This window comes from Paraburkholderia silvatlantica, from assembly GCF_003096715.1.
In the GTDB taxonomy this organism is placed as follows: Bacteria; Pseudomonadota; Gammaproteobacteria; order Burkholderiales; family Burkholderiaceae; genus Paraburkholderia; species Paraburkholderia silvatlantica.
In genome coordinates this window covers 115,197-140,081 of the sequence record NZ_QEOL01000001.1, presented here as the reverse complement: position 1 = coordinate 140,081, position 24,885 = coordinate 115,197, and the positions used below count along the sequence as shown (strand labels likewise).

General features: G+C 66.1%; 21 protein-coding genes. 7 read left to right on the top strand and 14 right to left on the bottom strand.

Going from position 1 to position 24,885, the window contains the following annotated elements; all coding sequences use genetic code 11:
- The first annotated feature begins 70 nt into the window (after positions 1-70).
- Positions 71-337 (top strand): DUF4148 domain-containing protein, encoded by a 267-nt coding sequence (locus C7411_RS00620; protein WP_042259599.1) that lies wholly within the window; start codon positions 71-73, stop codon positions 335-337.
- A 106-nt stretch (positions 338-443) separates the two neighbouring features.
- On the opposite strand, the gene C7411_RS00615 is transcribed toward C7411_RS00620, so the two are convergent.
- Positions 444-1,451: a YncE family protein gene (locus C7411_RS00615; protein ID WP_243412992.1), complete on the bottom strand. Its 1,008-nt coding sequence runs from the start codon at positions 1,449-1,451 to the stop codon at positions 444-446.
- Positions 1,452-2,381: 930 nt separating this feature from the next.
- On the opposite strand from C7411_RS00615, the gene C7411_RS00610 reads away from it, so the two are divergent.
- Together C7411_RS00610 and C7411_RS00605 are read left to right on the top strand one after the other, a co-directional pair.
- Positions 2,382-3,797, top strand: coding sequence for an MFS transporter (locus C7411_RS00610; RefSeq protein ID WP_110382649.1), 1,416 nt, complete (start codon positions 2,382-2,384; stop codon positions 3,795-3,797).
- Between the two features lie 21 nt (positions 3,798-3,818).
- A complete protein-coding gene (locus tag C7411_RS00605) occupies positions 3,819-4,814 on the top strand; it encodes a GlxA family transcriptional regulator (RefSeq protein ID WP_110382648.1) in 996 nt (331 codons plus the stop codon).
- Between the two features lie 14 nt (positions 4,815-4,828).
- Here C7411_RS00605 and C7411_RS00600 read toward each other — a convergent pair whose 3' ends face one another.
- The gene (locus tag C7411_RS00600) at positions 4,829-5,782 is read right to left on the bottom strand and encodes a GlxA family transcriptional regulator (RefSeq protein WP_110382647.1); all 954 of its coding nucleotides are present in this window, start codon (positions 5,780-5,782) and stop codon (positions 4,829-4,831) included.
- A 142-nt stretch (positions 5,783-5,924) separates the two neighbouring features.
- Here C7411_RS00600 and C7411_RS00595 point away from each other — a divergent pair, with 142 nt between their 5' ends.
- On the top strand, positions 5,925-6,728 hold the full coding sequence (locus C7411_RS00595; RefSeq protein WP_110382646.1) for an SDR family NAD(P)-dependent oxidoreductase: 804 nt from the start codon (positions 5,925-5,927) through the stop codon (positions 6,726-6,728).
- A gap of 54 nt (positions 6,729-6,782) precedes the next feature.
- On the opposite strand, the gene C7411_RS00590 is transcribed toward C7411_RS00595, so the two are convergent.
- From C7411_RS00590 to C7411_RS00575, 4 genes are read right to left on the bottom strand one after another with little or no spacing between them, the layout of a single operon-like run.
- Positions 6,783-7,769, bottom strand: coding sequence for an ABC transporter permease (locus C7411_RS00590; RefSeq protein WP_110382645.1), 987 nt, complete (start codon positions 7,767-7,769; stop codon positions 6,783-6,785).
- The gene (locus tag C7411_RS00585) at positions 7,766-8,746 is read right to left on the bottom strand and encodes an ABC transporter permease (RefSeq protein ID WP_110382644.1); all 981 of its coding nucleotides are present in this window, start codon (positions 8,744-8,746) and stop codon (positions 7,766-7,768) included. Before C7411_RS00585 ends, C7411_RS00590 begins: the two co-directional genes overlap by 4 nt.
- Positions 8,743-10,311 carry a sugar ABC transporter ATP-binding protein gene (locus C7411_RS00580; protein WP_110382643.1) on the bottom strand — a complete coding sequence of 523 codons (1,569 nt, stop codon included), beginning with the start codon at positions 10,309-10,311 and terminating at the stop codon, positions 8,743-8,745. Before C7411_RS00580 ends, C7411_RS00585 begins: the two co-directional genes overlap by 4 nt.
- Positions 10,312-10,347: 36 nt before the next feature.
- The gene (locus tag C7411_RS00575) at positions 10,348-11,475 is read right to left on the bottom strand and encodes a sugar ABC transporter substrate-binding protein (protein WP_110382642.1); all 1,128 of its coding nucleotides are present in this window, start codon (positions 11,473-11,475) and stop codon (positions 10,348-10,350) included.
- Positions 11,476-11,865: 390 nt separating this feature from the next.
- Here C7411_RS00575 and C7411_RS00570 point away from each other — a divergent pair, with 390 nt between their 5' ends.
- Positions 11,866-12,609, top strand: coding sequence for a FadR/GntR family transcriptional regulator (locus C7411_RS00570; RefSeq protein WP_110382641.1), 744 nt, complete (start codon positions 11,866-11,868; stop codon positions 12,607-12,609).
- Between the two features lie 4 nt (positions 12,610-12,613).
- Here C7411_RS00570 and C7411_RS00565 read toward each other — a convergent pair whose 3' ends face one another.
- The 3 genes from C7411_RS00565 to C7411_RS00555 are packed head-to-tail and all read right to left on the bottom strand — an operon-like array spanning position 12,614 to position 17,159.
- Positions 12,614-14,245 carry a methyl-accepting chemotaxis protein gene (locus tag C7411_RS00565; protein WP_110382640.1) on the bottom strand — a complete coding sequence of 544 codons (1,632 nt, stop codon included), beginning with the start codon at positions 14,243-14,245 and terminating at the stop codon, positions 12,614-12,616.
- Positions 14,246-14,260: 15 nt separating this feature from the next.
- The gene (locus tag C7411_RS00560; protein WP_133253599.1) at positions 14,261-14,569 is read right to left on the bottom strand and encodes a hypothetical protein; all 309 of its coding nucleotides are present in this window, start codon (positions 14,567-14,569) and stop codon (positions 14,261-14,263) included.
- Positions 14,570-14,615: 46 nt separating this feature from the next.
- Positions 14,616-17,159 carry an EAL domain-containing protein gene (locus C7411_RS00555; RefSeq protein ID WP_110382638.1) on the bottom strand — a complete coding sequence of 848 codons (2,544 nt, stop codon included), beginning with the start codon at positions 17,157-17,159 and terminating at the stop codon, positions 14,616-14,618.
- A gap of 252 nt (positions 17,160-17,411) precedes the next feature.
- Between C7411_RS00555 and C7411_RS00550 the strand changes: the two genes are divergently transcribed.
- Entirely contained in the window at positions 17,412-17,984 is a 573-nt protein-coding gene (locus C7411_RS00550) for a helix-turn-helix domain-containing protein (protein WP_110382637.1), read from the top strand.
- A gap of 20 nt (positions 17,985-18,004) precedes the next feature.
- Positions 18,005-18,541 carry a GNAT family N-acetyltransferase gene (locus C7411_RS00545; protein WP_110382636.1) on the top strand — a complete coding sequence of 179 codons (537 nt, stop codon included), beginning with the start codon at positions 18,005-18,007 and terminating at the stop codon, positions 18,539-18,541.
- Positions 18,542-18,569: 28 nt separating this feature from the next.
- On the opposite strand, the gene C7411_RS00540 is transcribed toward C7411_RS00545, so the two are convergent.
- From C7411_RS00540 to C7411_RS00520, 5 genes are all read right to left on the bottom strand, one after another.
- Entirely contained in the window at positions 18,570-19,586 is a 1,017-nt protein-coding gene (locus tag C7411_RS00540) for a helix-turn-helix domain-containing protein (protein WP_110382635.1), read from the bottom strand.
- A gap of 231 nt (positions 19,587-19,817) precedes the next feature.
- Positions 19,818-20,618, bottom strand: a complete 801-nt coding sequence (gene eutC, locus C7411_RS00535; protein ID WP_110382634.1) for an ethanolamine ammonia-lyase subunit EutC — start codon at positions 20,616-20,618, stop codon at positions 19,818-19,820.
- Entirely contained in the window at positions 20,615-22,012 is a 1,398-nt protein-coding gene (locus C7411_RS00530) for an ethanolamine ammonia-lyase subunit EutB (protein WP_110382633.1), read from the bottom strand. The genes eutC and C7411_RS00530 overlap by 4 nt, the downstream gene beginning before the upstream one ends.
- A gap of 27 nt (positions 22,013-22,039) precedes the next feature.
- Positions 22,040-23,458, bottom strand: coding sequence for an ethanolamine permease (gene eat / locus C7411_RS00525; protein WP_110382632.1), 1,419 nt, complete (start codon positions 23,456-23,458; stop codon positions 22,040-22,042).
- 168 nt (positions 23,459-23,626) lie between these two features.
- Entirely contained in the window at positions 23,627-24,646 is a 1,020-nt protein-coding gene (locus tag C7411_RS00520; protein ID WP_243412991.1) for a M23 family metallopeptidase, read from the bottom strand.
- Between the last annotated feature and the right edge of the window lie 239 nt (positions 24,647-24,885).

Below are 24,885 nucleotides of genomic sequence, written 5' to 3'. Positions count from 1 at the left end.
ACACTGACTCCATCGCTGCTTTCAACCCTGTAGGCAGCTAAAAAAGAAAGTAAATCTGGAGGTAATTGTCATGAAATCGCTCGTCCAAGCCGTCGTTATCGCTGCCGCCCTCGCCGCTCCCGTTGCCGTGTTCGCCCAGTCGAACCAGCCCGTGACGCGCGCGCAAGTCCGTGCCGACATGATTCAGGTCGAAAAGGCCGGCTTCAATCCCGCACGTTCGAACCCCAATGAATATCCGGCGAACATTCAAGCCGCTGAAGCTCGCGTCGCTGCGCAAAACAGCGCAGTGGGCGGCGTGAACAGCGGTTCGTCGCAAGCAGGTCAAGCAGCGCAGTAAGCTGCCAGGCCGAATAGGCCACGCTTTGTAGTTGTTGCCCCGTAGTAGCCCGCTTGTTGCCTTGAGGCCCGCCATTGCAGTGTGTTGCGATGGCGGGCCGTTGCGGCTACTGCGTCGAGAACACCGATATCCCGCCATTCGGGAATGCCGCCGACCCGGGCTGGTACGGCACGAAGACCTCGCCGAGGCCGCTGTCGATGCCGACCGAGTGAGCGCCTGTCCCCACCGCCACGGAATAGATGAGCTTGCGCGTCGCGCCGTCGATCACACCCATGGTCGGCGTAAAACCTGAAGACGCCGCGGTGCCGCTCGTGACGTAGTGGCGCGCAGGCAGGAAGTAGCGGTTCGACGTTGGATCATAAGCCACCTGGTCTACGCCGCCGAACGGCACGGACGCGAGTTGCGCGCCTGTATTGCGATCGAGGATCAGCGTAATGAGCGGATCGCCCGCAGAGGGATCGCAACCGATCAGCACGTCGCGGTTGGGACCGAGCGCGATGCCGGCAGGGCCGCATTTGCCGAGCGCAAACGACTTGCTCACCGCAGGCGCGCCCGACGTGACCGAACTGGCGGTGATCACGTCGAGTTCGCCGTCGGGGTTGGCGGCGGTTCCGTCGTTGTTGATGAGAAAGTTCTTCGAGGCCGGATCGTACACACAGGCTTCCAGGCCTGAAGAACCGCTGAATACCAGTTTGTTCACGACGGCCTGCGTCGTGGTCGAAATGAAGGTCACGTAGGGCGGCGTGTCGCCGGGGCTCGCAAACATGACGAGATGGTCGTCGGGATCGTAGCAACCTTCATCGACGCGCGAGCCCGACGTGCTGATGGGGATCGTCTTGACCGTTTGCATCGCGGACGTGTCGACGATCTTCACGCTATCGACGTCCCCTACATACAGCGTATTCGTTCCCGTCACACCCACGATGCCGTCAGGTCCGGACACATCGGTGCTCGCGCCCGCGCCGGTGAAGTTGCCCGGAATCTGCGCGAGCAGCGCTTTCGTTTTGGTATCGACGACATCGACGGACTTGTTGTTGCGATCGGCCAGATAGTACCTGCCCGCTTCCACATAGCCGATATCGAAACTGAACGCCGGGCTCGTCGTATTGGGCACGGTAATGTTCGAGAGCAGTTTTGGCGCGGACGGTGTAACCGCCGCCGACGCCGGGTTGGAACTCGAAGAGTCTGAGCCTCCGCATCCGGCAACAGCCGCCGTCGCCACGAGTAGAAAGGCCAATAAGGGTTTATTCATCAGTCGGCTCCTTTGAGCAGCAGAACAGGTGGATCAACACGCGAATACCTCGGAATCTGCGGAAGCGCCTCGACGAATCCTCATCGCACTGCGGCTCGCGTCATCCACGTCCTTGAAGCGGCCGAATGGCAGGCTTCGATATGGACATAAGGATGCGCAAGGAACGGTAATCATGCACAGCAAAAGAAATTGATCGTTTCCATTTAGTAGAGCGTATGAATGTATGGCTGTAGAAACTTCTCGACGAATGGAATCAGCACGCTCAGTAAGTTTCGATTCACTCCTTCATTGCTGGAATGAAACTCAGAATTGATCAGATCCGGGAAATGATTTTGGCGTGCTGCGCCGCGCCATTTCCTGCACGGCCATGCCGCGAGGACCCTGGGGCGCGAGCTTCAGCTCGTCATTGAGGTTTGCTGCGCGGGCACATCGATATGGGGGGGCGACGCAGCGCGGGTTTGAACCGTGCGAACGGCACGCGCACGTAAGGTTCGGTTGTGAAGTCGAAAGCGGCATTGGCGGTCTTTCGAATATCAAGCCGCCAGAAATGAAATAGCGGCCAGGGAAAAGCCTGACCTCCGTTCTATTCTCCGGGAATATAAGCGCGCGGGAATCAGAAGAAAATCACCGCTTTGGCCATTCGGGCGCTTGCCCGGCCTGCCGCTCCTCGGCGTGGGCGAAGCGGCGCAAGGCCAGCGGATGATGAGCCAACTTCAGTAGAATGAGGGACGCTCCGCGCCGAATCCGGCGTCCGACGAAGAATCACGCCCGGAAAATCCTGGAACACGCCTGATGCCCCACACCCTCGATCGCCGCACCGCTGTCGCATTCCTTGTGGCCGCAACGTTCTTCATGGAGAACCTCGACGCCACGGTCATCACCACCTCGCTGCCCATCATCGCGCACGACTTTCGCACGGCGCCCGCGTATCTCTCGATCGGCGTCTCCGCGTATCTCGTCGCGCTGACGATGTTCATCCCCGTGAGCGGCTGGTTCGCCGAGCGCTTCGGCGCACGGCGCGTGTTCGCCACGGCCATCACCGTGTTCAGCGCGGCCTCGCTGCTGTGCGCGCTGAGCACGGGCCTGTTCGCCTTCACCGCCGCGCGCGTGCTGCAGGGGCTGGGCGGCGCGATGATGGTGCCGGTGGGCCGGCTCGTCGTGCTGCGCGACACGCCGAAGCACGAGATCGTGCGCGCCATTGCGATCCTCACCTGGCCCGCGCTGGTCGCGCCGATTCTCGGGCCGCCGCTCGGCGGCTGGATCAGCACGCACTGGAGCTGGCACTGGATCTTCCTGCTCAACCTGCCGCTCGGGGTGGCCGCGCTCGCGGCCGCCCTGCTGCTCCTGCGCGACGAGCACACGCAACCGCGCCGCTTCGATACCTTCGGCTTCGTGCTGAGCGGCCTCGGCTTCGCGTTCGTCATGAGCGGCATCGAGATGGCGAGCCGCTCCGACGTCACCGCGCCCGTGGCGATCGCAACGTGCGCGGCGGGCATCGCGCTATTGGCGGCAGCCGTCGTGCATTTGCGGCGCGTGCCGCATCCGCTGTTCGATCTCGCGCCCGTGAAGATCAACACGTTTCGCGTGACCGTGTTCGGCGGCTCGCTCTTTCGCACGGCCATCGGCACCGCGCCGTTTCTGCTGCCGCTCATGTTCCAGGTGGCGTTCGGATGGAGCGCCGTGGCATCGGGCGCGCTGCTGCTATGGCTGTTCGCCGGCAATCTGTCCATGAAGCCGGGCACCACGTGGGTCATGAACCGCTTCGGCTTTCGCACCGTGCTGATCGGCAACGGCACGCTGGTCGCGCTCGGCTTCGCGGGCTTCACGCTGCTCGGGGCGGATACACCGCGCGTCGTCGTGGCCGCCTTGCTATTTTTCAGCGGCCTCGTGCGCTCGATGCAGTTCACCGCGCTGAACACAATCGGATTCGCCGACGTGCCTCAGGCTCAGATGCGCGATGCGACGACACTCTTCTCCGTACTGCAGCAGATGAATGCCGGCATGGGGATCGCCGTGGGCGCGCTGGCGCTTTCGGTTGCCGAGGCGCTGCGCGGCACGCATGCGGGAACGGCGGGTGCCGCCGACTTCCATCTCGCGTTCTGGTTCATCACGGCGCTCGCGGCGCTGGGCGTGGTCGACAGCGTGCTGCTGCCGCGCAGCGCGGGCGCGCATATTCTCGCGCGACGCCAGCGAGCCTCCAATCCCTGACTTCGTTCTTCGTTCAACACGATGCCGACCGTTGCGCTTCTCGTCTTCCCAGGCGTCCAGGCACTCGACGTGTTCGGGCCCACTGACGTCTTCTCGGAGGCCAATCGGCTGCTCGCGCCCGAAGCGCAATACCAGCTCGAGCTGATCGCAACGGAACGCGACACTGTGCGCTGCTCGAGCGGCCTGCGCATCGGCGCGGACCGGCACTTCGACGAGGCCCGTGGCCACTGCGATCTGCTGCTCGTGGCAGGCGGACCCTCGCTCGTGGAGCAGCCGCTTGCCGATGCGGCGCATGCGTGGCTGCGCGAAGCCAGCGCGCGCGCCCGGCGCTTCGGTTCCATCTGCAACGGCGCGCTTACGCTGGGTCGCGCGGGCCTGCTCGACGGACGCACCGTGACGACACACTGGAACGACGCGGCCGCGCTTGCCGCGATGTGCCCGACCGCGAACGTCGAATTCGACCGCATCTTCATACAGGACGGCAATCTCTATACCTCGGCGGGCGTGACGGCGGGAATTGATCTCTCGTTGTACCTGCTGGCTCAGGATCACGGTCCCGAAATCGCGCTGAACGTGGCGCGACGGCTCGTGGTGTTCGTGCAGCGCGCGGGCGGCCAGTCGCAGTTCAGCCCGTATCTCACGCCCTACGCGGAGGCCACGTCGCCCATTGCCCAGGTACAGCAGTACGTGCTCGGGCATCTGAATGAAGATCTGGGCGTGGAGGTGCTCGCCGGCATTGCGAAGATGAGCAAGCGCAACTTCGCCCGAATCTTCGTGCGCGACACCCACGTGACGCCCGCCGAATTCGTCGAGAGCGCGCGCATCGACGCGGCGCGCGTGACGCTGGAAAACAGCACGGCGCCGTTGAAAACCGTGGCCTTTCGATGCGGCATGCGTGACGCCGACCATTTGCGCGTCGCCTTCAAGCGCAAGCTGGGCACCACGCCGCAGCAATATCGCGCGCACTTCAGCGCTGCCACGGCCAGGGCCAAACGCCCCGCAAAAGCCGATACGTAGCTGCGCCGGTGCGCCTACGCTCCCGCGCGCCCCTCGCGCCGCACCGCCTGCGGCGGCACGCCGAAGCCGCGCACGAACGCCTCGCGCATGTGTCTGCGGTCGCGAAAGCCGGTCTCGCGCGCGATGACATCGAGCGGGTGCGTGCTCTGCTCGATCATGAGCCGCGCCGCCTCCAGGCGCAGGCCCTCTATGGCGCGCGCGGGCGACCGGCCCGTTTCCGCCGTGAACACACGGCTGAACTGGCGCGGGCTCAGGTGCACAGCCTCTGCGAGTTGTTCGACCGTAAGCGCGCTGCTCAGGTTGCGGCGCGCATAGTCGAGGGCGTTCTGGATGCGGTCCGATTTCGGCGCGAGCGCGAGCATTTCGGAATGCTGCGACTGGCCGCCCGAGCGCCGCTGATGCATGACGAGCTTGTGCGCAACCGAGCGCGCCACTTCCGCGCCGAGGTCGCGCTCGACCATGGCGAGCGCGAGATCGAGCCCCGCCGTCATGCCCGCCGAAGTCCAGACCGGACCATCGACGATATAGATGCGGTCGTCTTCCACGCGAACTTCGGGAAAGCGCTGCTGCAGATCGCGCGCGTAGTACCAGTGCATCGCGGCGCGGCGGCCGTCGAGCAGGCCCGCCTCGGCCAGCACGAAGCCGCCCGTGCAGATGCCCGCCACCCGGCGCGCGCGGCCGCTCGCGCGGCGCAGGAACGCCAGCACCGCGGGCGCTGCATCCACGGTACGCGGGTCGTTCACGCCCGCCACGACCCAGGTGTCCACGCGGCTGCGCGCAGGCGCGGGCGTGCGCAGTGTGTCTACGCTCATGCCGAGCGATGAACGAATCGCGCCGCCTTCCACCGAATAGTTCGCGATCGCGTAGAACGGCGAGCCCGCCACCATATTCGCGTATTCGAAAACGCTTTGGGTCGCGAGCGCCATCACCTGGAACCCATCGCTCAGCAGATAGCCGATGCGGTGCATGTCCTGCTCCTGTCGCTGTATGTCCTGAAACACGACCCTATACGTCATTTGCGACACAGTCAATCGCGGCCAGAATGCATTCACAGCAGCGCCACATGCACGTTACCTAACCCCGCGCGCCGCTACGCAAAGGAGCTTGACCATGAACCAGCACACTCATCGCGGCACCGCCCTCGTCACCGGCGCCTCGTCCGGTATCGGCGCCGTGTACGCTGCCGAACTCGCGCGCCGGGGGTACGACCTCGTGCTCGTCGCGCGCAACCGCGAGCGGCTTGCCGCGCTCGCCGGGCGCATCACGAGCGACACCCGGCGCGACGTGGAAGTGCTCGCCGCCGATCTCAACGACCGCAGCGATCTCGCCGCCGTCGAAGCGCGCCTGCGCGACGACGCCAGCCTCACCCTGCTCGTCAACAACGCGGGCATCGGCACGCACACGCCGCTCGTGGAGAGCAATGTCGATTACATGACGCGCATGATCGAGCTGAACGTCACCGCGCTCACGCGGCTCACGTACGCGGCCGTGCCTGGTTTCGTCGCACGCGGCCAGGGGGCGATCATCAACATTGCCTCCATCGTGAGCATCGCGCCCGAGATCCTCAACGGCGTGTATGGAGGCACCAAGGCCTTCGTCCTCGCGTTCAGCCAGTCGCTGCATCACGAACTGGCCGACAAGGGCATCCGGGTGCAGGCGGTGCTGCCCGGCGCCACGGCGACGGAATTCTGGGAGACCGGCGGCCTGCCGCTCGAACATCTCGACAGCGCGATCGTGATGTCCGCCGGGGACATGGTGAGCGCCGCCCTCACCGGCTTCGAGCGCGGAGAAATCGTGACGATTCCTTCGCTACACGACGTGGAGCAATGGAACGCGTTCGAGACGGCTCGCCGCGCCATGTCCACGCAGCTGTCCAGCAACACGCCTGCGCCTCGCTATCGCACCGCGCAGTGACGTTCCGGTTCGATCGGGTGGACTGAGTGTGAAGCGGGGGCTCGCCCCCGCGACCTACACTTCCCGCCTGCTGCGCCCGTACAGCAGCAGCATCGCGGCGATCACCACGCCGTAGATGATCTGGCGTCCCGCCTCCGGCATCTGCGCGACCGAGAGAATGGACTGCAGCAGCGTGATGAGGATCGCGCCGGCAACGGTGCCGAGGTACGAGCCGCGGCCGCCCAGAATGGACGTCCCGCCCAGCACCACCGCGGCGATCGCGGGCAGCAGGTAAGCGTCGCCCATCGACTGCGCCGCCTTCGACGCATAGCCTGCGAGCAGCACGCCGCCGAACGCGGCGAAGGCGCTGCACACGGCGAATGCGGCCACGGTCACGAGCCGCGTATCGATGCCGGAAAGATACGCCGCGCGCTCGGTGTTGCCGATCGCGTACAGCGTGCGCCCGAAAGTCGTGCGCGAGAGCAGGAATATCGTCGCGGCCCCGATCACCACCCACAGCGCCACGGCATTCGGCACGCCCGGCACGAGCCAGCCCGCGGCGAGCCAGCGCATGACGTGCGGCGCGGAATCCTGCGGCGACGAGCCGCCCGTATAGACGATCATGATGCCTTGCGCGACCGCGTTGGTCGCGAGCGTCGCGATCATCGAAGGAATGCGCAGGAGTGCGACGAGAATGCCGTTGACGATGCCGATCAGCACGCCGCAGCCAATACCGACCGGAATCGCGAGAATCTGCCCGAGTCCGCCATGCCCGGCGACAGCACAGGCCATCATCGCGCCCGTCGTGATCGTCCACGGCAATGAAAGGTCGATGTGGCCGAGCAGAATCACCATCATCAAGCCGGTGGCGATGATGCCGAGAAACGCGCCGACCTTCAGTTGCAGCAGGATGTACTCGGGCGACGTGAAGTTGCGCGAAAACATCCCGCCGACGAGCAGCAGTGCAACGATACACCCGAACGAGATCAGAATCGGCTTGTCGATCCTGCGCGTGAGCCTCGACACGAAGGTGGCCCGGGTGTCTGCAGAAACGCCGCTCATTGGAACCACTCCAGACGGTTGCGCACCCTGAACAGCCCGCACGCGCCGATCGCGACGGCAAGGAGGAGAATCACGCCCTGGAATAGCGGCTGCCAGAGCGCGTCGACGTTGAACACGAACAGCAGGTCGCCGATGGAGCGGAACGCAAACGCGCCGAAGATCGCGCCGATCGCGCTGCCCTTGCCGCCGAGCAGCGACACCCCGCCGATCACCACAGCCGCAATCGAAAAGAGCGTGTACGAGTTCGCGCTGCCGAGGCTCGCTTCGCCGGTGTCGGTAAAGAAGGTCAGAAAGAGGCCCCCTATCGCGGCGAGGAGGCCCGCCAGCGTGTAGCTTGCGAACTTCGCGCGGCGGATCGGCATGCCGGAGAGGAAGGCCGCGGGTTCGGACGAACCGGTCGCATACGCCGCGCGGCCTACCGCCGAACGTTTGAAAGGAATCCAGACGATCGCCACGGCCGCAATGAGGATCAGCAGACTCGCCGGCACGATGCCCGCGACCTTGCCGGTCAGGGCGTCGGCGAGATCGTCGTTGATCGTGCCGCCGGGAACGGGGCGCAGCAGCAGCGCAACGCCGTAGAACACGGCGCCCGTCGCAATCGTCGTCACGATCGGCTGCAGGCGGCCGAAAATGATGATCACGCCATTGAGCGCGCCGCACAATGCACCCGCCGCGAGCACGCCGACGATGCCGAGTGCGCTGTGCAGCGCGTCGCCCGTGACGATCCACGAGCCGATGCAGTTCGTCAGCACGAGCATCATGCCGATGGAGAGGTCGATGCCGGCCGTGAGCACGACGAGCGCCTGCCCCATCGACACCAGCGCGAGCAGCACCGCCTTGTTCGCCGCGGTCTGAAACACGTTCGCCGATAGATTCGACGGATAGTTGAAGAGGTAAATCGCGAACATCAGCACGAACAGGCCGAAAGCGAATGCCGTCCCGCGATTTTCCGCATACCAGTAACGCAGCCCGCTCATGGCGCGGCTCCCGTGGAAGGCGAACCCTGCGCGAGCTGTCCGGTTTGTCCAACCGGCAGGTCCAGCGCGCTGGCGATCAGGTTCTGCTCGGTGATCGCCGGCCCGACGAGTTCCTTCTTGATCCTGCCTTCGTACAGCACGAGCACGCGATCGCAGCAGCCGATCAACTCGTCATAGTCGGTCGAATAGAAAAGGATCGCCGCGCCTTCGTCGGCGAGGCGCCTGAGCAACTGATAAAGCTCCTGCTTCGTGCCCACGTCGATGCCGCGCGTCGGGTCGCTGAGCAGCAAGATTCTGGGCTTGCGCATCAGCCACTTCGCGATGACCACCTTCTGCTGGTTGCCTCCCGACAGCGAGCCCACCGGCGCATCGACGCCGTGCGACTTGATCGCGAGGAGCTCCACCATCCGGTCGACGTAAGACTGCTGGCGATCGCGATCGATCACCCCGGCGGTGGACATGCGATCGAGCGCAGCAAACGAGAGGTTCTCGCGCACCGACATCGGCAGCATCAGGCCTTCGGTCTTGCGGTCCTCCGGTATCAGCGCCATGCCGATTCCTTTCGCGCGCGCGGCAACCGGGCTGCCGATCGACACCGCCTTGCCGTCGATCTCGATCCTGCCCGCGCAGCCGCGCAACACGCCGAACAGCGCGAGCAGCAGTTCGCGCTGCCCCTGCCCGTCGAGTCCGCCCAGCCCGAGAATTTCACCGGGCGCAAGCGAGAAGCTGATGCCCTGCAGCGTGTCGCTCCACGCGAGATCGTGACAGGCAAGCACCGGCGGGCGTCCGGCCTTTTCCGCGGGTTTGTCGGGGAAAACATGCTGGTACTTCCGGCCGATCATCATTTCGATGACCTCATTATCGGAGCGCGTGCCCGCCTCGAAGCTCATCACGTGACGGCCATTGCGATACACCGTGCATTCGTCGGCGAGCGCCTTCACCTCGTGCATGCGGTGCGAAATGAAGAGCAGCGCCAGCCCCTCCTCGCGCAGGCGCTTGAGCACCTCGATCACGCGCGCCACGTCGGCGGCAGTCAACGCCGAAGTCGCCTCGTCGAGGATCAGGATGCGCGGTTCGTGCGCGAGCCCCTTGGCCAGCTCGACCATCTGCTGGCGCGACAGCGGCAGGTCGCGCACTTTCGCGAGCGGATTGATGTCGGCCGCGCCCGCGCGGGCCAGCGCTTGCTCCGCCTGGCGGCGCTGGGCCCGGCGGTCGATCATGCCGAAGCGGCGCGGCGGGTTCGAAGCGAAAATGTTGTCGGCCACGCTCAGGTCGGGGATCAGCGAAAGCTCCTGATACACGCAGACAATGCCGGCCGCGTTCGCCTCGGCGGGCGAGGCGAACGAGACTTCACGGCCGTCGAAGTGCATCACGCCCTCGTCCGGCTGCACCACGCCGGACATCACCTTCAGCAGCGTCGACTTGCCTGCGCCGTTCTCGCCGAGGATCGCGTGAATGCGGCCGCGGCGCACGGCGAGGTCCGCATGATCCAGCGCCACCGCGCCGCCATAGCTTTTCGACACGCCCGACATCTGAAAGAACGGCTGCCCTGCATCCTGCTGCATGCTTCGTCTCCCGTCACGTCACAGGCAATCGCGCGGTCACTGGTTGCCCTGGCTCTGCTTCATGATTTCCTGCGCGGAGAAGTTGATGCCGCAAGTCGGAAACGAATTGCCGACGAAGAAGTTGTCGGACTCGTTCGGGAAATAGTTGGCGCCCGCCTTCAGCTTCGAATCGTCGGTGACGTCGAGCGGCAGCTTGATCGCCACGGGAATCGTCTGGCCGTCCAGCGCCGCGAGCGCCGTCTTGATCGCCACCGCCACCTGCGCAGGACCGCTGCCCGCCGAGGTGCACTTCAGCCCCTGGGCGCCGTACTGCGCACAGAACTTGCGAAAGCCGTTTTCCGTCTCGCCGCCGAACGGCACGAACGGATGTTTCGCATCGATCATCGCGCGCACGACGCCCGTGTCGCCGCCCTGCGCCGAGACGCCGTCGAAATGGCCCTGCACGGCAATCGCGTCGGCGGTGGCCTTCTGCGCGACCGCGTCGTCCCACTTGCCGTAGACCTGCACGACGTTCCACTTCTTGCCGGTCTCGTCGAGGGTCTTCGTGAAGCCGTTGTGCCGGTCGGTGTCGACCGAGGTACCCGCCACGCCGCGCACTTCGAGCACCTTGCCGCCGCCCGGCAGATGGCTCGCGAGCCACTTGGCCCACAGCACGCCGAGCCCGTACTGGTCGACGTCCACGTTGATCGCGTCTTCGCTGTCGAGCGTATTGTCGAACGCCACCAGCACGACGCCGGCCTTCTTCGCGCGGCGGATCGCGGGTCCGAACGAGGCGGGATTCTGCGCGTCCACGATGATCGCGTCGTAGCCGGCGTCGATGAAGTTGTTGACCGCCGAGATCTGTGCCGGCACGTCCTCGCCGGTCGATACGACCTTGAATTCCTTGAGCTTGGCGGCGACGGCCGGTTGCGCCGTATAGGCCTTGGCCGTCTTGATCATCTGGATGCGCCAGGTGTTCGCGATATAGCCGTTCACGAGCGCAACGCGGTACGGCCCGCTCTTCTTCGGATACTTGATGAATTTGGTGTCGGTCTTCCAGGGGACCATGCACGTCGGGTCGCTGGACGGGCCGGAAACGATCGATGCCTGCGCGAATGCCGCACCTGCGCACAGCGCCATTGCCGCGGTCGCCGCCGCTCGAAGCACCTGGATTCCTGAAAGCATGTTGTCTCCTTTTTGTCGGATAGAACTGACTGATTGCCGGCGCACCGGGTTCGTCGGGAATGGCCGAGACGGTGTGCGTGAAGCAGGGAATCTTGCTGGATGTGCTGCAGCGGGACTGGACCGGACGCGACGGCCCAGCGCAATGACCTCTTCAAAGGCGTCCCCTCGAAGCAAAACAACGGGCACGCGTGAACGCCTCCCCGTCTGACAGTACTGGCATACCAATCCACGCGCGATAGTGGTTTACCACTGGACCTGCGCCGGGCCCGATCTGGCGGAAATCGCGCGCAAAGCCGCGCCGCCTCGCGGCTTGGCCGCGCGGCAACTGGTGTACCATTCTAGCGAACTTCAGCCGCCGCCTGGCGGCTGCGACGCTTTCGAGAATCCTGGATGGCCGATCTATCGCACACGCCAACCGGTCGCGCCGCGGATGCGGACGCGACCGACCGCTCCTACGTCGGCCTCGCGAAACAGATCTACGACCTGATCGCGGCAGGCGACGTTGGGCGCGCGCCGGGTGCGCCTCGCGCCCGCCTGCCCTCCGAGCGCACGCTCGCCGAGCGTTTCGGCGTGAGCCGCACGCAGGTGAGAGAGGCGATCATCGCGCTCGAAGTGCAGGGCGTGGTCGAGGTGCGCGTGGGGTCGGGCATCTATGTGGCCGACGCGCAGGAGGCGCGCTCCATTGCGTTCGAACTGCCGCGCGGGCCGGGCCCGATCGAGACGCTGCGCGCGCGGGAAGTGATCGAAAGCGGCATCGCGGCGCTCGCCGCGACCGAGCGCAAGGATTCCGACCTCGACCGCCTCTTTGCCGCGTTGCGCGCGATGCGCGAAAACATGGACGACAAGGCCGCGAACGAGGCCGCGGACCGCGAGTTCCATCTGGCGATCGCGGGCGCGACCGGAAACGATATGCTGCGGCATGTGGTGAGCGCGATGTGGGACAACTCGCGCGCCGACCCGTTGTGGCGAAAGATCGAGGAGCACTTCCATACGCCCGCGTTGCGCGCGGCGTCGCAGGAAGACCATCAGCGCATTTTTTCGGCCATCATGGCGCGCGACGCAGCCGCCGCGCGTGCGGCGATGCAGGCGCATCTCGCGCGCGTCATCGGCGAATTCACGCGTGCCTGGCGTTAGCCCCTCACGCCGCCGCAGGCAGCGCGCTTGCCTCGTGCGCAACCGCCAGCGGCGTGACGGACGCCACCGGCGGCGCATCTGCCAACTCGCTCACGCGGAACGTCGCCACGGCTTCGGCCATCTGGCTCGCCTGCTGCTCGAGCGATTCGGCGGCAGCCGCCGCCTGTTCCACGAGTGCCGCGTTCTGCTGCGTGACCTGATCCATCTGGCTCACCGCGGTCTCGACCTGCTCGATGCCGGCGCTCTGCTCCACGGTCGCCGAGGCGATCTCTTTCATGAGCCCCGACACCTTGTCCACTGAAGCGACGATCTCGGCCATCGTCGCGCCCGCTTCGCCCACCAGCGAGCGGCCGTTGCGCACGTCGTGCACCGAGGCGTCGATCAGCGACTTGATCTCGCGCGCCGCAGCGGCGCTGCGCTGCGCGAGCATGCGCACCTCGCCCGCGACGACGGCGAAGCCGCGCCCCTGCTCGCCCGCGCGCGCGGCCTCGACCGAAGCGTTGAGCGCGAGAATATTGGTCTGAAACGCAATGCCGTCGATGATGCCCGTGATGTCCGCGATCTTGCCCGAACTGCGGCTGATCTCCTCCATCGTCTCGATCACCTGCTCGACCACGCGTCCGCCGCGCTGCGCGACATCGGCCGCCCCCATGGCGAGCGCGCTCGCGGCGTTCGCATGCTGCGCGTTCTGACGCACGCTCGACGTGAGCTGCTCCATGCTCGACGCCGTCTGCTCGAGCGACGCAGACTGCTGTTCCGTGCGGCTCGACAGATCGAGATTGCCCGCCGCGATTTCGCGTGCGCCCGTGTTGATCGCATCGCAACTCGATCGCACGCTGCGCACCGTGTGGCTCAGGCCGCCCTGCATGCGCCGCATTGCGCCGAGCAACTGGCCGATTTCGTTGCGCCCGCCACCTTCGATGTGAACCGAGAGATCGTTCGCGGCGATCTGGTTCAGCACTTCCACCGCCTCTTTGAGCGGCGCGGTGACGAGGCGGCGCAGCGCCACATGGGTCGCGACGACGAGCCCCAGCGCACCCAGCAGGCCCACCACCACCATCGCCATCACCCAGTCGTGCTCGCGCCCGGACTGGTCGAGCGTTGCGCGCATCGCGGCATCGGCGTTCGCGCGCAATGCGGCCACGCTCGCCGAAAACTGCGTGTTCGCATTGGCGACATCCCCGGCAGCCAGCGCGGCATAGGTTGCCGTGTCGCCGGATTCGAGCGCCGTGGCCGCGCGCTGCAGCGCCTGGGCGAGCGTGCTCCATGCGCCGAGCAAGGCGTCGTGCTGCTGGGCCGCGTCGACGTCGAACGGCGCGCCCGCGCGCAGCGCGGCGCCGTGCTTCGCGGCCTGAGCGATGAGATCGCGTGCTTCCTGCTGTGCGCGCTGTCGCGCATCGGCAGCGCTATTCTCCTTCTCGGCCTGATACGCGCGCGCAAGCGCCGTTTGCGCAAGCGCCGCGTCCTCGCGCAAGGCGAGCGCGAGCCCGTCCTGGCGCGCGACTTCGTGGATGAAACGCGCCGAGTCGTCGGCGCGGCCGATCATCAGGACACCTACCGCTGCCCCCACTACCAGCATCGCCGCGAATGTGCAGAGCACGAGCAGCAGCCCTTTTCGAATCGTCAGATTGCGCATTGCCTTATTCCCGCTTCAGGGCCTCGACGTGGTTGGGACGGCATCGCTGCCCAGACGGGACAGCAGCATGTTCGCCTGTTCGATCAGCGTGGTGCGGTATTCGCCGGGCAGCAGCACGTCGTCGGCCACGGCCATCGCTTCGCCGAGCTGGGCGTGAAACGCGAGGATCGTGCGTTCGATCTGCGTCGCGGACAGTTGCGGCAGCACCGCCTCGACGAACTTCGTCATCACCACCACACTCGCGCCGAAACGCGAGATGGCCTTGCCATGCGCGCTCACTAGCGCGGTCATCGAGTTCAACAGCATCTCGTCACTGGTGCTCAAGGGATTCTCCAGGTACTTCGGCTAAAGGGAAAAGAAAAGGCCGTCTTCAGCCAACCGCGCACGCCTCGAGCGAGCGCGGCATCAACCCGGCCGGCGCGGGACGCGCAAGCAGAAAACCTTGTGCGCGGTCGCAGCCAATTTCGCGCAGGAATTCGAGTTGCCGCGGCGTCTCGACGCCCTCGGCAACCACCGTGACGCCGAGCGAACGCGCCATCGCGACGATCGCGCGCACGATCGAGCGGTCTCGCGCGGCGCTTTTCTTCACGCGCGGCGACATCCCCGGTTCCGTCTCGGCCATTTCCGCGAGAAACGAACGGTCCACCTTGAGCGTGTCGACCGGCAAGGACTGCAGATACTTGAACGACGAATAGCCCGTGCCGAAGTCATCGATCGCGAGGCTGATGCCACGCGCCGCGAGTTCCTGCAGCAACGCTTCGATGCCGCCCCGGCCCGACATCATCGCCATGCTCTCCACGAGTTCGAGCTGCAGGCGCGTGGCTGGCAGGCCCGTTTCGCTGAGAACGGTCGTGAGCTGATGCAGAAAGCCGTCGTGCAGGCATTGCCGCGCCGAAAGATTCACACTGATGCGGCCGAAGTCGAAACCCTCGTCCAGCCACTCGCGCGCCTGCCGGCAGGCCTCGCGCAGAACCCACGCGCCAATCGGCACGATCAATGAGGATTCCTCGGCAATCGGGATGAACTGGTCGGGCGGCACGAGGCCGCGGCGCGGGTGCTGCCAGCGCACGAGCGCCTCGATATTGACGAGCGTTCCGCTCGCCACATCGAATTCGGGCTGGTAATGGAGCACGAGTTCGCCAGCCTCCAGCGCATGGTGCAACTCGCTTTCGAGCACGATGCGCTCCATTGCCGAAGACGTCATCGGCGCGGCGAAGAAGCGGAAGTTGTTCTTGCCCGCGTCCTTGGCCTCGTACATCGCGCGGTCGGCCTGCATGAGCAGTTGCCGCGGATCGCGCGCGTCGTCCGGAAACATGCTGATGCCGATGCTCGGCGTGACGAACAGCAGCTGCTCGCCGATGTGCATCGCGGCGCCCACGCGCGCGAGCAGCCCCTGGGCGATCTGCCCGACGTGGCGAATGTCTTCGATATCCTCGATCAGCAGCGTGAACTCGTCGCCGCCGAGGCGCGCCACCGTATCGGTCTCGCGCACCGCTTCGCGCAGGCGCGTGGCGATCACGGTTAGCGCCTCGTCGCCCACGCCGTGCCCCATCGTGTCGTTGATGAGCTTGAAGCGGTCGAGGTCGAGGAACATCACGGCGACGCGCTTGCCCGACCGGCGTGCGCGCGCGAGCGAGAGCGTGAGGCGCTCGGTGAAGAGCGTGCGGTTGGGCAGGCCGGTCAGGGCGTCGTGTGTGGCGAGGTAGCTCAGGCGCTCCTCGGTCTCGCGGCGCTGCGTGATGTCCGCGAAGATCGCGGCGTAATGCGTGCAGCGGCCGCTCGGGTCGCAGATGCTGGAAATCGTCAGGTATTCCAGGTAAAGCGCGCCGTCCTTGCGGCGGTTCCAGATTTCGCCTTTCCAGTGGCCGTTTTGCTGCAGGCTGCGCCAGAGCGCGCTGTAGAACGCCTGCCCCTGGCGGCCCGAGTTGAGCAGGCTCGCGTTGCGCCCCAGCGCCTCGTGCTCGGTATAGCCCGTGAGCCGCGTAAAAGCGGGGTTCACGCGCTCGATGGTGCCGTCGAGGTCGGTGATCATCACGCCGTCGAGTGTCGACTCCACCACCTGGTCGGCGAGACGCAGGTTTGCGCGCGAGGCGAGCAGCGCATCGTCGCGCTCGCGCAGCGCCATCTGCAACTCGCGCACGAAGCCGTCTTCGATGTCGTGCAGGATATGCGAGAGGTCGAGCAGGCCCGCGAGACTCCCGTCTTCGCCGATCACACCCACGTGGCGCATGCGGTGCTCGACGAGATACTGGCGCGCGGCATAGAGGCTTTGCGAATGCGCGAGCGAGCGCAGCGGCCGGCTCGCGCGCGCGCCGACCGTGCCGTCGAGCGCACCGTCGGCAGCGAGGCGCACCACGTCGCGCTCGGTCACGATGCCGAAGTCGCCTTCGGGATAGCTCACGACGAGCGCGCTTAGACGCCGCGCACGCATGCGCTGCATGGCCTCGTGCATGGACATGCGCGCGTCGACCACGAGCGGCATCTCCGCGTTGACCGAACCGACCGTCTTCAGCCGCAGAAAGCACTCGAGCCCCTGGTTCATGACCAGGTCGGTTTGCGTGACGATGCCGAGCGAGCGGCCCGACTGATCGACCACGAGACAATGGCGGATGCCCTCGCGCTTGAAGCGCAGGGCGGCGTCGCGCAGACGCGTGCTCGCAGGCAGCGCGCGCACCGGTTGGCTCATTGCATGGCGGATGGGCAGCGCGAGCGCGGCGGCGTCTTCGCCCAGCGCGAGCGCGTCGTGCTCGGTCCAGATGCCGACGGGCCGCCCCATTTCGGTAATGACGATGGCGCTGTAGCGCCGCGCGCTCATCATGCGCGCCGCTTCGCGAATCGGCACGTCGGGCCCGCACGCGAGCGGCGGCCCTGAAAGTAGCTGCCCGATTTCCAGGTCCAGCGTGAGGTGTTGCATGTTGCGCCCCGAACCGCACTGCGATGTCTTTTGAGATAGCGGGAAACTAACAGCGGGCAGGAGGCCGTCAGTTGAGAAAAATCAAGGTTTTAACCGCCCCGGAAGACGCAAACGTTTGCGCATCGACTGAGCAGGATAAGAGGGTGGCATCAACTGTCGCACGTCTGCGACAAACTTGATGCGCATAAACTTTTATACGCAGAATTTCACAATCCAGTTTACTGGACGAATAATTCCATTAAACTGGATGACATGGATATCCACACCCATATCGCCCGCCGCCTGCGCGAACTGCGCGACGCCAAAGGCTGGTCGCTCGATGCGCTGGCCGAGCGCAGTTCAGTGAGCCGCTCGAATATCTCGCTCATCGAACGCGGGCAAAGCAGCCCCACGGCCGTCGTGCTCGACAAGCTCGCCACGGCGCTTGGCGTCCCGCTCGCGTCGATCTTCGAAGCGCCGGACGGCGACGCGCGGCAGCCCCCTTCCCCGCACGCCGCGGCCCGCGACCAGGCGGTCTGGACCGATCCCGGGTCGGGCTACGTGCGGCGCAATCTCTCGCCGCCAGCATGGTCGCCCATCCAGCTCGTGGAGGTGCACTTTCCGCCCGGTCAACGCGTGGCCTACGACACGAGCCTGCGCGATGCGGAAATTCATCAGCAGGTTTGGGTATTGGAAGGGGAGATGGAGATGACGGTGGGCGAGCGCGTGTGGCGGCTCGAAACCGGCGACTGCCTGGCGATGCGTCTGGACTGCCCTATCGTCTATCGCAATCCCACGAACGAGCCGGCGCGCTATGTCGTCGCGTTGTGCAGGATCACTAACTGACTGACGGGGTTCACGTTCACATGAGCGACTCAATCAAGGTACGCCGCCTCACCGCCGAACAGGCTCAAGCCTGTGCGCCCGCGCTTGCAGACGTACTCATCGACTGCGTGGAGGGCGGCGCCTCGGTGAGCTTCATGCTGCCGATTGCGCGCGAGACGGCGCTTGCGTTCTGGCGCAGCGTGGCGCAGGACGTGGCGCGCGGCGGGCGCATTCTGCTCGCGGCCGAAGACGCGCAACAGCGCATTGTGGGCACGGCGCAACTCGTGACGGCGCAACCGGAAAACCAGCCGCATCGCGCCGATGTCGCCAAGGTGCTGGTGCATCGCGCCGCGCGCGGGCAAGGTGTCGGGCTGCGCTTAATGCTCGCGATCGACGAGGCGGCAAGGCAAGCCGGAAAATCCGTGCTCGTGCTCGACACCGTGACGGGCGGCGCGGCCGAACGGCTCTATGCACGCGCGGGATGGGAGCGTGTGGGCGCCGTGCCGAATTATGCGCTGATGCCGGACGGCGCATTTTGCGGCACCACGTTCTTTCACAAGCAACTGGCGAGCCACTAAACCTGCAAAGAGCGTCTCATCCGGGAATTCAAGGCGTCGCCACCGCGCGCAACGCCTCGGAAGGCCGCATGCCGAACATGCGCCGGTAATCGGTGGCGAACTGGCTCAGATGCCAGAACCCCCAGGCGGCGGCCACGTCCTGCACCGAACCGGCCGCGCGAGCGCACAGGTCGCGCCGGGCGCCGTTCAGGCGCAGCGCGCGCAGGTAAGTTGCGGGCGCCATGCCAAGCACGTCCTGAAAGCAATACTGGAGCGTGCGCCGGCTCACGTGCAGCTGCTCGCAAAGCTCCGGCACGCCCACCGGCCGCGCACGATGCGCGAGCACGTAGTCGCGCGCCTGCGCAACGATCCAGCGGCGCCGCGATGCGGGCTCGGCAACCGCATCCCCGCTGCCCGCGCAGGCGTCGAATAGCGCGGCAAGCACTTCCGCCTGCAGTGCATTGCGCTCGAGGTCCGAAAGCGGTGCGTCCGGCACGTTCTCATGCGCCTCGCCGCCATCGTCGAGACACCGCGCGAGCCGCGCGCAAAGGCGCTCGATGCTCGCCGCGCCGGCCTGCACGACAGGCGAGCCCGGGAGACGTTCTTCGAGCGCCGTGTGCTCGACCGCGGCCGCATAGTGGCGCAGCACGTCGCCGCGCACGACCACGCCGTAGATCGAAAATTGCGCCGGCGTGAGCAGCTCGAACTCGACGTTGCCAGGGCGCAGCGCAAACGCCTGCCGACCAAAGGGCTGCGCGTCGATGCGCGCCTCGCCTTCACGCGCGACCGGTATGCCGAACCACCAGGCGTCGCCGCGCACCTCGCACGCCTGGCGCAGCGTGTGGCTCGTGGTCTCGCGAAATACCTTCATGGTGTCGAGCGGCAGCTCCGTCAGCGTGCCGACGAAGCGGCCCGCTGCGAGCTGGTCGTAAGTCTGCCGCCAGCCCACCAGGTTACGCGCCTGTTCGTCGGCGTCGTGCGCCACGCTGACCACGGTGCGCGCGCGAGGTGCGTTGCATCGCGCTTGACCGGCCGTCGCTTCGGTTCGCTCAGCCGTTTCGTTCATGGTTGCCTCCCAGCACGCACTGGCTTCGATCGATCGTCGAATGATGCAAGAGTCGCGCCAGCGAGAACGGCATGCACAATGGCCATGCCGGGCGCCGCCCTGCTCCACGGTGGCGCAACGGCGTCAAGGCGGGTGCTCAATCCCTGCACATGCCGCGGCACCGTCGCGGTGCGCCGCCTGCTTCGCCGGGTGCCGCGGATGAAGTCCCCGCTCGCGCGTGCGGACCCTCCCTCATGCAGACGGGATCTGCCCCGCGGCCCCAACCGCAGGCAGCGCCGCGTCGCTGTCGTCCTTCAGTCCGACGCCGGTCAGCCCGAGCCGCCGCGCATGCGTGAGGAGGTAATGGAGCTTGTGCGCGGCCGCTTCATACGGCAGCCCTTCGGGACGCACGTTCGAGATGCAGTTGCGCTGCGCGTCATGGCAGCCCACCTTCGGCGCGTAGGTGAGATAGACGCCAAGGCTGTCCGGCGAACTGAGCCCGGGCCGCTCGCCGATCAGCATCGCCACGAGTTTCGCGCCCAGCAGCTCGCCGATCTCGTCGCCGAGCGCCACGCGCGCCTGGCGCGCGATCACCACCGGGCCGATGCGCCAGTCCACGAGGCGCGCGCGCACCGCGAGGAGCAGCGGTGCCGCCTGTTTCGCGGCGGCGATCGCCGAAAGGCCGTCGCCGATCACGAACACGACTTCGGGCGGTTCCTCACGCGCGGCAGTGGCCGAACCCGCCGCTTCGACCAACGCTGCCCGGCTCGCCTCCGACAAGCGCCGCCCCAGGTCCGGCCGGCGCAAATAGTGCTGCCGGTCCGGCGCCGCGCTTTCCACGCCGAGCGTGGCGAAGCCTTCGGCTTCGAGCGTGCGCCGCAAGGCTTCGGCGTCGAGCGGGTGATGCACGGCGTCGCGCGCCTGCGCATGCGAGAGATTGAACGCGAGCAGCGGCGCCGTGGGCAAGCCGTTGCCCGCGCGCCCGAGCGCGATGCGCGCGTTCGTGAACGCCTTGAGACCGCCCCATGGATTCTTTTCGACGGCGTCGCTCATGCGTCGATCCCCATCCATTCGTGCGCGCCCGCGAGCAGCGGCACGCGCGCGGAGCCTGGCAGGAGCGCGCCTTTCGCATCGACGATCCCCATCGCCTCCAGCCACTCCTCGAATTCCGGTGCGCGGCGCAGGCCGAGCAGGTCGCGCACGTAGAGCGCGTCGTGAAACGAGGTGCTCTGGTAGTTGAGCATCACGTCGTCAGCGCCCGGAATGCCCATGATGAAGTTGATGCCGGCCGCCCCCAGCAGCGTGAGCAGCGTGTCCATGTCGTCCTGGTCGGCTTCGGCGTGGTTCGTATAGCAGATGTCGCAACCCATGGGCACGCCCAGCAGCTTGCCGCAGAAGTGATCTTCGAGACCCGCGCGGATGATCTGCTTTCCATCGTACAAATACTCGGGGCCGATGAAACCGACCACCGTATTGACGAGAAACGGCTCGAACTTGCGCGCGACCGCATAGGCGCGCACTTCGCAGGTTTGCTGGTCCACGCCGTGGTGCGCGTTGGCCGAGAGCGCGCTGCCCTGCCCCGTCTCGAAGTACATGAGATTGTTGCCGACCGTGCCGCGCTTGAGCGAGAGCGCCGCCTCGCGCGCCTCCTGCAGCAGCGCCAGCGAAATGCCGAAGCTCGCGTTCGCCTTCTGCGTGCCCGCGATCGACTGGAACACGAGATCGACTGGGGCGCCCTTTTCGATTGCCGCGATCGTGTTGGTGACGTGAGTGAGCACGCAGGACTGCGTGGGCACGCGGTAGCGCTCGCGGAACCCATCGATCATCGCGAGCAGCTTTACGATGGCCGCCAGGCTGTCCGTTGCGGGATTGATGCCGATCATCGCGTCGCCGCAACCGTACATCAGGCCGTCGAGCATCGAGGCGGCGATGCCCTTCACGTCGTCGGTGGGATGGTTCGGCTGCAGGCGCACCGACATGCGGCCCGGCAGCCCCACGGTGTTGCGAAAGCGCGTAACCACGGGGCGCTTTTTCGCCACGGCGATCAGGTCCTGGTTGCGCATGAGTTTCGACACCGCCGCGACCATCTCGGGCGTGAGGCCCGGCGCCAGGCGTTCAAGCGCTTCGGTCGTTGCCGCGCCGGAAAGGAGCCAGTCGCGAAAGTCGCCCACTGTGAGGTGCGCAACGGCCGCGAACGCGGCTGCGTCGTGATCGTCGACGATCAGGCGCGTGACCTCGTCGTCTTCATAAGGCACGAGCGCTTGCGCGAGAAACGCCTTGAGCGGCACCGCGGCGAGCGCCATTTTCGCGGCCACGCGTTCCTCTTCGCTCGCCGCCGCCACGCCCGCGAGCTGGTCGCCGGAACGCAGCGGGCTGGCTTTGGCGAGCAGCGTCTTGAGGTCCGCGAAGCGGTAGGTGCGCGCGCCGATCGTCTCCGTATAGTTCATGCATTGGACTCCTGCAAATCTGGAGGCTCACTCCTCGATCAGCCCCTCGGCGGGCACCACCTTGCGCTGCGTGCGCGTGGCGAGGAAATACGCGTACCCGAGCCCGAGAAACACCACGAACACCCCCGCGACTAGCGCGTTGAAATACACCATCGTGCCAAGGCAAACGAGCGCGGCCACGAGCGCGAACGCCGGGAAAAACGGGTACAGCGGCGCGCGAAACGGCCGGTCCATGGCCGGCTGCACGCGGCGCAGCCTGAAGAGCGCCGCCATGCTGACAATGTACATCACGATCGCCCCGAACACCGACATCGTGACGATGTTGGCCGTGAGCGTCTGGCCGCCGAACTGGATCAGCTCGTCGCTATAGATCGCGGCGATGCCCACCGCACCGCCCGCGAGAATCGCGCGATACGGCGTCTTGAAGCGCGGATGGATTTTCGCGAGCCAGCCGGGCAGATAGCCTTCGCGGGCCAGCGCGAAGATCTGGCGCGAATAGCCGAGGATGATGCCGTGAAACGAGGCCACGAGACCAAAGAGGCCGAGCCAGACGAGCATGTGCATCCAGCCGCTGTGCTCGCCCACGATGAACTTCATGGCCTGCGGCAGCGGGTCGTTGATGTTGGCGAGCGTGGTCCAGTCACCCGCGCCGCCCGCGAACACCATCACGCCCACGGCGAGTGCCACGAGCGTGAGAATGCCGGCCACGTAGGCGATGGGAATCGAGCGGCGCGGGTTCTTCGCTTCCTCGGCGGCCATGGCGACGCCTTCGATCGCGAGGAAAAACCAGATGGCGAACGGAATCGCGGCAAACATGCCATGAAACGAACCCAGCGAAAAGTGGTTGCTGCCGGACCAGCCGCCTTTCATGAAGTTCGTCCATGCGAAGCCCGGCGACACGACGCCCATGAACACGAGCAACTCGAAGATGGCGAGCAGCGTGACGATCAGCTCGAAGGTCGCGGCAATCTGCACGCCCACGATATTGAGCGCCATGAACACGAGATACGCGCCCATGGCCGCGTGTTTGGGCTCGAGCCCGGGGAACTGCACGTGCAGGTACGCGCCGATGGCGAGCGCGATGGCGGGCGGCGCGAACACGAATTCCACGAGCGTGGCCGCGCCCGCCAGAAAACCGCCGGTCGGCCCGAACGCGCGGCGGGCATAAGCGAAAGGCCCGCCCGCATGCGGAATGGAGGTGGTGAGTTCGGTAAAACTGAAGATGAACGTGGTGTACATCGCCGCGACGAACAGCGCCGTGACGACGAAACCGAGTGTGCCGGCGCTGGCCCAGCCGTAGCTCCAGCCGAAGTACTCGCCCGATATCACGAGGCCGACTGCGATGCCCCACAACTGCCACGTGCCGAGCGTCTGATTGAGCGCAGGCGCGCCTGCGCCGCCTGCGTTGCCAACTGCAGCGGGACGTGCGTTCGACTCGCTTTGCATGGTTTTCTCCCTCTGGGTGGCCCGGGCGGCCGGCCCTGGCCGCCACGGTTGAGTGGAACCATGCTATTGAGTCAATAATCGACGTGTTATCGAAAATCGGCAATTCGGGCCTGCGGCGCAGCACATGCCGTTGCTGGCTTCCTTGCACCAGCCTTTCGCGCGTCGCGCCTAAAGCAGCGGGTCGATGAGCGCGACCTGCTGCGCGAAGCGCTGCTTGTCCTCGCCCTGCAAGGGGTCGCGATGCGGCAAGTCGACGGTAAGCGGATCCTGCGCGACCTGATCCACGTGCACCTCATAGTGCAGATGCGGACCCGTCGCCCAGCCCGTCGCACCCACATATCCGATCACCTGCCCTTTGCTCACCGTCTGCCCGACCTTCAAATGCTTCGCAATGCGCGAAAGATGGGCGAAGGTCGTGGAGTACGGGCCAAAGTTCTCGAGCTTCACGACCTTGCCGTAACCCGTCTGCCAGCCGGCGAACGTCACGGTGCCGCGTGCGGTGGCCTGCACGGGCGTACCGACGGGCGCCGCGAGATCGACACCTTCGTGCGGCTGCACGCGATGCGTGACCGGATCGAGCCGTCGCAGCGAGAAGTGCGAAGACACGCGCGTGAACTTCACGGGGTAGCGCAAGAACGACGGCGCGGCGGCATGGCCGTCGGAGGAATAGTAGAACGCCTTGCCAGCGAGGTTCCGGTAGAGAAAGAGATCGTGCGAGACGTTGCCGTTCGAGATGCGGATCGCAACAGGCGTGTCGTCTGAAGACGCGGTGCTCTGTGGCGCGCCGGCATTCGCAGCGCTCACGGCGTTTGCCTCTTTTGCTTCGCTCGCGCCATCCGCACCATCCGTGCCGTTTGTGGCATTGCGAAACACGAAGCGGATCTCGCTGCCGCGTTGCAGATCGCGCCGAAAATCGAGCCGGCCCGAGAAGGCGCGCGTCAGCCTCGCCGTCGTCGCCGCATCCAGCCCGAGACGCTGGGCCGCTTCGGAAAAGCTGTGCTCGACCACCGCGGTCTCCACACGAAACGCCGGCGCACTTTCGCTCGCCGGCGCCGCGCTGGCCGCTGCCTGCGACGCCGCATCTCGCGCCGGCGCCGCGAGCGTCGCCGTCGCCGTCGCCGTGTCGGCGAGCGGATCGTCGCCGGCAACGTCCGCGTGACGATGGGCGAGCCACGCGGCGCCCGTCAAACCGATTGCCAGGACAACGATGAGTTTCCCCGCGAGGCCCGGGGAGGCCGCTATTGCACGAAAAGCCATGAATCGAATGACGGATTGCAGTGCAGAGAAGCGCGCACGGACGCCGCGCTTCTCGAAGAGAAATCGGAAGTGAGATCGATGGCCGCATCGTTGAACCGGCGAGCATCGGTGATGCGAAGCGCTTCAAAATAAATGGCCTTTCTTAAACGAATCTTAAGAAAGCGCTACGA

What these genes read in the sequence shown, in the direction of transcription:
- C7411_RS00595 (WP_110382646.1), top strand. Translation starts at nt 5,925, where the DNA reads ATGAACCAGCACACTCATCGCGGCACCGCCCTCGTCACCGGCGCCTCG.
- C7411_RS00555 (WP_110382638.1), bottom strand. Translation starts at nt 17,159, where the DNA reads ATGCAACACCTCACGCTGGACCTGGAAATCGGGCAGCTACTTTCAGGG.
- eat (WP_110382632.1), bottom strand. Translation starts at nt 23,458, where the DNA reads ATGCAAAGCGAGTCGAACGCACGTCCCGCTGCAGTTGGCAACGCAGGC.
- C7411_RS00565 (WP_110382640.1), bottom strand. Translation starts at nt 14,245, where the DNA reads ATGCGCAATCTGACGATTCGAAAAGGGCTGCTGCTCGTGCTCTGCACA.
- C7411_RS00570 (WP_110382641.1), top strand. Translation starts at nt 11,866, where the DNA reads ATGGCCGATCTATCGCACACGCCAACCGGTCGCGCCGCGGATGCGGAC.
- C7411_RS00550 (WP_110382637.1), top strand. Translation starts at nt 17,412, where the DNA reads ATGGATATCCACACCCATATCGCCCGCCGCCTGCGCGAACTGCGCGAC.
- C7411_RS00610 (WP_110382649.1), top strand. Translation starts at nt 2,382, where the DNA reads ATGCCCCACACCCTCGATCGCCGCACCGCTGTCGCATTCCTTGTGGCC.
- C7411_RS00590 (WP_110382645.1), bottom strand. Translation starts at nt 7,769, where the DNA reads ATGAGCGGCGTTTCTGCAGACACCCGGGCCACCTTCGTGTCGAGGCTC.
- C7411_RS00575 (WP_110382642.1), bottom strand. Translation starts at nt 11,475, where the DNA reads ATGCTTTCAGGAATCCAGGTGCTTCGAGCGGCGGCGACCGCGGCAATG.
- C7411_RS00585 (WP_110382644.1), bottom strand. Translation starts at nt 8,746, where the DNA reads ATGAGCGGGCTGCGTTACTGGTATGCGGAAAATCGCGGGACGGCATTC.
- C7411_RS00600 (WP_110382647.1), bottom strand. Translation starts at nt 5,782, where the DNA reads ATGCACCGCATCGGCTATCTGCTGAGCGATGGGTTCCAGGTGATGGCG.
- C7411_RS00580 (WP_110382643.1), bottom strand. Translation starts at nt 10,311, where the DNA reads ATGCAGCAGGATGCAGGGCAGCCGTTCTTTCAGATGTCGGGCGTGTCG.
- C7411_RS00530 (WP_110382633.1), bottom strand. Translation starts at nt 22,012, where the DNA reads ATGAACTATACGGAGACGATCGGCGCGCGCACCTACCGCTTCGCGGAC.
- eutC (WP_110382634.1), bottom strand. Translation starts at nt 20,618, where the DNA reads ATGAGCGACGCCGTCGAAAAGAATCCATGGGGCGGTCTCAAGGCGTTC.
- C7411_RS00605 (WP_110382648.1), top strand. Translation starts at nt 3,819, where the DNA reads ATGCCGACCGTTGCGCTTCTCGTCTTCCCAGGCGTCCAGGCACTCGAC.
- C7411_RS00620 (WP_042259599.1), top strand. Translation starts at nt 71, where the DNA reads ATGAAATCGCTCGTCCAAGCCGTCGTTATCGCTGCCGCCCTCGCCGCT.
- C7411_RS00540 (WP_110382635.1), bottom strand. Translation starts at nt 19,586, where the DNA reads ATGAACGAAACGGCTGAGCGAACCGAAGCGACGGCCGGTCAAGCGCGA.
- C7411_RS00545 (WP_110382636.1), top strand. Translation starts at nt 18,005, where the DNA reads ATGAGCGACTCAATCAAGGTACGCCGCCTCACCGCCGAACAGGCTCAA.